Annotated in this window: 8 protein-coding genes; 7 read left to right on the top strand and 1 reads right to left on the bottom strand. The window is 69.4% G+C overall.

The window, feature by feature from the left end; translation table 11 throughout:
- On the bottom strand, positions 1 to 200 hold a 200-nt coding region (locus ACXJKR_RS21185; protein WP_457324500.1), incomplete at its 3' end, for a LysR family transcriptional regulator.
- A gap of 132 nt (positions 201 to 332) precedes the next feature.
- Between ACXJKR_RS21185 and ACXJKR_RS21180 the strand changes: the two genes are divergently transcribed.
- From ACXJKR_RS21180 to ACXJKR_RS21150, 7 genes are all read left to right on the top strand, one after another.
- Positions 333 to 587 (top strand): DUF2917 domain-containing protein, encoded by a 255-nt coding sequence (locus tag ACXJKR_RS21180; protein WP_056196450.1) that lies wholly within the window; start codon positions 333 to 335, stop codon positions 585 to 587.
- A complete protein-coding gene (locus ACXJKR_RS21175; RefSeq protein ID WP_457324499.1) occupies positions 584 to 1,168 on the top strand; it encodes an N-acetyltransferase family protein in 585 nt (194 codons plus the stop codon). Before ACXJKR_RS21180 ends, ACXJKR_RS21175 begins: the two co-directional genes overlap by 4 nt.
- 82 nt (positions 1,169 to 1,250) lie before the next feature.
- Positions 1,251 to 2,609 (top strand): type II toxin-antitoxin system HipA family toxin YjjJ, encoded by a 1,359-nt coding sequence (gene yjjJ / locus ACXJKR_RS21170; RefSeq protein ID WP_457324498.1) that lies wholly within the window; start codon positions 1,251 to 1,253, stop codon positions 2,607 to 2,609.
- On the top strand, positions 2,606 to 3,472 hold the full coding sequence (locus tag ACXJKR_RS21165) for an alpha/beta hydrolase (RefSeq protein ID WP_457324497.1): 867 nt from the start codon (positions 2,606 to 2,608) through the stop codon (positions 3,470 to 3,472). Before yjjJ ends, ACXJKR_RS21165 begins: the two co-directional genes overlap by 4 nt.
- Before the next feature lie 41 nt (positions 3,473 to 3,513).
- Entirely contained in the window at positions 3,514 to 4,494 is a 981-nt protein-coding gene (locus ACXJKR_RS21160; RefSeq protein ID WP_056197227.1) for an LLM class flavin-dependent oxidoreductase, read from the top strand.
- A 131-nt stretch (positions 4,495 to 4,625) separates the two neighbouring features.
- Entirely contained in the window at positions 4,626 to 5,246 is a 621-nt protein-coding gene (locus tag ACXJKR_RS21155; protein ID WP_457324496.1) for a YdeI/OmpD-associated family protein, read from the top strand.
- Positions 5,247 to 5,352: 106 nt separating this feature from the next.
- Positions 5,353 to 6,337 (top strand): NAD(P)/FAD-dependent oxidoreductase (locus ACXJKR_RS21150; protein WP_457324495.1); only part of this gene is annotated, 985 nt, incomplete at its 3' end.

Raw genomic sequence — 6,337 nt, 5'->3', positions numbered from 1 at the left:
GTCAGCGCCAGCGCCCGGTGGCGGCGCTCGAACAGCGTCACGCCGAGTTCGTCTTCCAGCGCGCGGATCTGCCGGCTCATGGCCGACTGCGTGATGAAGCGCTCTTCGGCAGCCTGGGTGAAGCTCAAATGCCGCGCCGCCGCCTCGAAGGCGGCCAGCAGCTGCAGCGGCGGGAGATGGTCTACGGGCTTTGTTGACATGCGCTGGCGGAATGCGAAGCCTTCCGAATGATCGTTTGTCGCCAAGGTGGCCAAGCGGCACTATCCGCGTCAGACGGCCGCAACGCAAGCATGCCAACCCGGCATGCCAGTCCGCCGCCCCAGGAGCACACCATGCTGATCGACGTCCCCCGCACCCGGCTGTTGCTGCAACGCGGCCAGATCTCGCGCCTGCCCGAAGCCCGCGCCACCCATCTGTGCAGCGCGTCCGGCACGCTGTGGATCACCATCGACCACGATTCGCGCGACATCGTGCTGGAACCCGGCCAGTGCTTTGTCGTGCAGACCGATGAGGCGGTCACCGTCAGCGCGCTGAGCGGCCCGGCGGTGCTGGACCTGAGGCCGGCGGCGACCGGAGCGCGGCAGTGAACACGCTGCTGGCGCCAGCGCCCGTCGCCACCGAGGCGCCCGAGCATTGGATGCTGGCCGGCGGGCACCAGGTCCGCCTGCGCCCCATTGCCGCCGCGGATGCCGCTGCCGAGCAGGCCTTCTTCAGCGCGCTGTCGCTGGACTCGCGCCACAAGCGCTTCCATGTCGGCCTGCGCGAGCTCAGCCCTGCCCTGCTGAAGCTGCTGACGGATGTCGATCAGCGCCAGCACGTCGCGTGGGTCGTCGAGGCCCAGCAGCCCGGCCATCCCGTCATCGCCGACGCCCGCTACGTGCATGACGAAGACCGGCCCGAGCGCGCCGAGTTCGCGCTGGCCGTCGCTGACGACTGGCAGGGCCGCGGCCTGGGCCGGCGCCTCATCGCCCACCTGACGGCCCATGCGCGCCGCCACGGCGTGCAGCGCCTGCATGGCGACATCCTGGCCGACAACCGTCGCATGCTGGCGCTGATGCGTGATCAGGGCGCCCGCTTGACGGCCCATCCAGACGGCGCACAACTGGTGCGCGCGGTGCTCTGCACGAATGATCCGGCGATTGATGCCTTAACTAAGGACACTCAATGACGAACAAATTCAGCAACTTATTGATTTTCATTTGATTTTCGTAATAGATTGAGGACAAAATTCAGGACACGATTCCTGAATCATGTCCGCCGACCTCACCAGCCTCGAACGACTCCTGCGGCCACGCGGCCCTCTGGGGCTGGCGGACATCGCCGCGGCCCTGGGCTGCTCGACCAAGACCGCCCAGCGATTGGTTGCGGCGGCCGGTGTCGCCGTCGTGGCGGYGGGTCAGACCCGGCGTCGGCGCGTCGCTTGGCGACGTGATTTCCGTGGCCAACGCGTTGAGGCCCAGCTCTACCGCATCGCTGCCGATGGCCGCCCTCAGGCCCTGGCCCAATTGCGCCCGATCTGGCCGCAAGGCTGCCATCTCGACACCCTGGCCGCCGCCTGGCCGGCGCCCGACGACGCACGCGACGGCTGGTACGAGGGCCTGCCCTACCCGCTCTATGACCTGCGGCCGCAGGGCTTCCTGGGCCGCAACTTCGCGCGCCGGCATGCCGCCGGCCTGGGCCTGTCCCCCGACCCACGCAGTTGGGACGACGATGCCCTGCTATTGGCCCTGAGCAGTCTCGGCGATGACCTGCCGGGCGAGTTGCTGGTGGGAGACGCCGTCCTGCGCCGTTTTCTCGATGCCAGGCTGGCGTCGCCGGCGCCGCTGCATGAGGCAGGACTGCCAGCCCGCTACGCCGAACTGGCAGCCCAGGCCATGGAAGGCGCACTGCCCGGCTCATCGGCGGGCGGCGAATTTCCCAAGTTCACGGTGGCACGCGAACTGGCAGGCATGGCGACACCGCATTGCGTCGTCAAGTTCTCGGGCGCCGACGAGTCCGCAACGGTGCAGCGCTGGCGCGACCTGCTGGTCTGCGAGCAACTGGCGGCGGCGGCCTTGGGGCTGGAGGCGGCGCACACCCGGCTGCTGGCACATGAGGGGCGCCACTTCCTGGAAAGCGAACGCTTCGACCGCATCGGCCCGCACGGGCGGCGAGGGGTCGTYAGCCTCGAAAGCGTCAATGCCGGCCTCGTCGGTGAGGCCACGAACGATTGGACCCGGGTGGCCGCTGCACTGGCCGCCCACGGCCTGCTGAGCACGGCGGATGCCGAGCGGGTCGCCGAGCGCCAGCTCTTCGGCCAACTCATCGCCAACAGCGACATGCATGGCGGCAATCTGTGCTTCTTCCACGACGCCGCGGGTCTGAGCCTGGCGCCCAGCTACGACCAGCTCCCCATGCGCTACGCACCGCTGGCCGGTGGCGAAGTGCTGTCCCCGCCGCTCACACCCATCCTGCCGCTGCCGACGGAGCGGGATCGCTGGCTGCGTGTGCTGCCCCGCGCACGCGGGTTCTGGCAGGCCGCCGCGGCGGATGAGCGCATCAGCCTACCGTTTCGCATGCTGTGCGCCGACAACGCCGCGGCGCTTGAGCAGGCAGCCTCCGTCGCATGAACCGTTTGCTCCTCATCACGCTGCTGCTGGCTCTGGGTGTTGTCGTGTTCAGCCTGGCCGCCGGCGAATGGCTGACCCGCCCGCCCCGCGACTCCATCGGCCCACCACCGCCCGATTTGCGGGCCGAGGCGCTGCGCCTCCCCTACGGCGACAGCCAGCAGGTCAGCGGCTGGTTCCTGCCCGGCCGCCCGGGTGAAGGCGCGGTGCTGTTGCTGCACGGCGTGCGTGGCAACCGGTTGCAGATGCTGGAACGCGCCCGCTGGCTGCAGCGCGAGGGCATTGGCAGCCTGCTGATCGACCTGCCCTCGCATGGCGAAAGCAGCGGTGACCGCATCAGCTTCGGCCGCCGCGAGGCGCTGGGCGTGCAGGCGGCGCTGGGCTGGCTGCACGCCCGCCTGCCGGGCGAAAAGCTGGGCGGCATCGGCGTGTCGCTGGGCGGCGCTTCGCTGTTGTTCGCCGAGCGCCAACCCGAGCTGGATGCCATGGTGCTGGAGTCCGTCTACCCCACCATCACCGATGCCGTGCAAGACCGCCTGGTGGCGCGCCTCGGCCCGGCCGGCGCCTGGGCTGCACCGCTGTTGCTGCTGCAGATCCCGCTGCGCCTGGGTCTGGGCGTGCATGAGCTGCGCCCCATCGAAGCCATCAAGGCCGTTCACGCGCCGCTGCTGGTCGCGTCGGGCACCGCGGATCGCTCGACGCGCTGGGTCGAGACGGAGCAGCTTTTCGCCGCGGCGACCGAGCCCAAGGCGCTCTGGCCGGTGCCGGGTGCCGGCCATGAGGACCTGCACGACTTCGACGCCTCGGCCTACCGCGGTCGCCTGCTGCCTTGGTTGCAATCACATTTGCGCAAAGCCGGTGGCTGACAGGGCCAAGCCGGCGCCGGCAAGATGCCTGCATGTCTACCCTGCCCCCGCTCTCCATCCTCGACCTCGCACCCGTCGTCGAAGGCGCCACGACGCGTGAAGCCCTGCTGAACAGCCTGGACCTCGTGCGCCTGGCCGACACGCTGGGCTATACGCGCTACTGGGTGGCCGAGCACCACAACATGGAAGGCGTGGCCAGCTCGGCCACTGCGGTGCTGATCGGCCAATTGGCCGCGGCGAGCCAGCGCATCCGCGTCGGCGCCGGCGGCATCATGCTGCCCAACCATGCGCCGCTGACCATCGCCGAACAGTTCGGCACGCTGGCCGAACTCTTCCCCGGCCGCATCGACCTCGGCCTGGGCCGCGCGCCCGGCACCGACCGGCCGACGATGCGCGCGCTGCGGCGCAGCCTGGAGAGCAGCGGCGAGGACGGTTTCCCCAACGATGTGCTGGAGCTGCAGAGCTACCTCGCGCCACTGGCCGCGCAGGCACAAGTGCGTGCCGTGCCGGGCCAGGGCACCGAGGTGCCGATCTGGTTGCTGGGCTCCAGCCTGTACTCGGCCCAGCTCGCCGCTCACCTCGGCCTGCCCTTCGCATTTGCGTCGCACTTCGCGCCCGAGATGCTGATGCAGGCGCTGCAGATCTACCGTTCCACCTACAAGCCCAGCGCTCGCCACCCCAAGCCGCATGCGATGGTGGGCCTGAACATCATCGTGGCGCCAACCGACGACGAGGCGCAGTACCTGTTCACGTCGGCTCAGCAGCGCTTCCTGGGCATGGTGCGCGGCCGGCGCGGCAAGCTGCCCGAGCCGGTGCCGAGCATGGATGCGCTGTGGTCACCGGCTGAGCGCATGCAGGTGGAGCGCATGCTGAGTGAATCCATCGTCGGTTCGCCGGAGACCGTGCGCGCCGGGCTGGCGGAAACGAGCGAGCGCACGCAGGCAGACGAGTTCATCGTCGCCTGCGCGGTGCATGACCATGCACTGCGCCGGCGCTCGTACGAGCTGCTGGCGCGGCTCTGAGCTGCGCGCGCTGTCCGAGTCACCGTGAATAAGTGCCTCGGCGTCCAGCCAGTCTGGAATCTCATAGGGACGCTTCGCCCGAAGCGGCCCTGCCCCGTCGACGGCATCCGGGCTTGCGGCACACTGCGCGCATGCCCGCCGCCCAGCCCGCCGCCCCGGCCGAAGTCGCCCCGACGCTGTTCAAGAACGCCAGGGCCTTCGAGGCCTGGCTGAAGAAGAACCACGCGAAGTCCGACGGCCTGTGGCTGATGATCGCCAAGCGCGGCGCGGCCGAGCCCAGCGTCACCTACCCCGAGGCGGTGGAGATCGCGCTGTGCTGGGGTTGGATCGACGGCCAGAAGAAGGGGCTGGACGACCAGCACTTCCTGCAGCGCTTCACGCCGCGGCGTGCGCGCAGCGTCTGGTCCAAGATCAACGTCGAAAAAGTGGCCACGCTGATCGAGGCGGGCCGCATGCAGCCGCCTGGCCAGGCGCAGGTCGAGGCCGCCAAGGCCGACGGCCGCTGGGCCCAGGCCTACGACGGCGCGAAGACGTCCACCGTGCCCGACGACCTGGCGGCAGCGTTGGATGCGAATCCGCCGGCCAAGGCCTTCTTCGCCACCGTCAACGCGAGCAACCGCTACGCCGTGCTCTGGCGCATCCAGACCGCCGTCAAGCCCGAGACGCGTGCCAGGCGCATCGCGCAACTGGTGGACATGCTCGCCCGCGGCGAAACGGTGCATATCTTCAAGCCCAAGCCCAAGCCCGGCTAGGCCATCAGCGCTGCCCACCCCAACCGGCCAACGCACGGAGTTGCAGTTCCGACAGCCGATAGCTGAGACGCAGTGGGTGCGGCAGATCTGAGCCCGATGCGAGCGCATGCAAACCCAGACCTACTACGCCGTCACCGCCCCGCGCCTGACCTTCCAGCCGCTGGCCGACTCGTCCACTGACGTGGAAGTGGCCGTGCTCGGCGGCGGTTTTGCGGGCCTGGCCGCGGCGCGCGGGCTGCAGGAGCGCGGCATCACCAGCGTGGCGGTGCTGGAGGCGCAGACCATCGGCCATGGCGCGTCAGGGCGCAATGGCGGTTTCGTGTTCGGCGGCTACAGCCGCGACGCGGCGGACTTGGTGAGCGACCTGGGCTTGGCAGCGGCGCGTGAGTTCTACGCTCATAGCCGCGAAGCCATCGCACTGATTCGCTCGCGCATCGAGGTCCACGCCATCGACTGCGATCGGCAAGAGGGCGGCGCTCTGCTGCTCAACTGGTTCAGGCACAGCGCACGCGCCGAGCGCCAGTTGCGCGATCAGGCGCGCTGGCTGCGCGAGAACTTCGGCGTCACCTGGGACGAAATCGAGCCTGCCCAGGTCCGGCAGTGGCTGGACACGCAGCGTTATGGCGGCGCTCTGCTGGAGCGCGATGCCTTCCATTTCCATCCGCTCAAGTACGCGTTGGGGCTCGCTCGCGTCATCGAGCATGCCGGTGGCAGGGTGCACGAGCACAGTGCCGTGATGAGCATCGAGCGCCTTGCCGCCGGTGGCTTCGTGCTACGCACCTCACATGACGCCTCGATCCGCGCGGCCCAGGTCGTCGTGGCCGGTGGTGCCTATCTGAAGGCCATGCTGCCAGCCCTGACCGGCGCGCGCCTGCCCATCGCAACCTATGTCATCGCGACCGAACCGTTGCCGCCCAACCTGCGACCGATCCGCACGCCCGCCGCCCTCTATGACAACCGCTTCGCCTTCGACTACTACCGAGCGCTCGCCGATCACCGGTTGCTGTGGGGCGGCCGCATCTCCATCCAGGAGCGCGACCCCGCGCGCATTGCGCAGATGCTGCAGGCGGACCTGCTCAAGGTCTATCCGC

The sequence above is a fragment of the Roseateles sp. P5_E11 genome, assembly GCF_054049355.1.
The sequence above is the reverse complement of the archived record's forward strand: the minus strand, read 5'-3'. Positions and strand labels throughout refer to the sequence as shown.

Coding starts and splice junctions, on each gene's coding strand:
- ACXJKR_RS21180 (WP_056196450.1), top strand. CDS start 333: ATGCTGATCGACGTCCCCCGCACCCGGCTGTTGCTGCAACGCGGCCAG.
- ACXJKR_RS21165 (WP_457324497.1), top strand. CDS start 2,606: ATGAACCGTTTGCTCCTCATCACGCTGCTGCTGGCTCTGGGTGTTGTC.
- ACXJKR_RS21155 (WP_457324496.1), top strand. CDS start 4,626: ATGCCCGCCGCCCAGCCCGCCGCCCCGGCCGAAGTCGCCCCGACGCTG.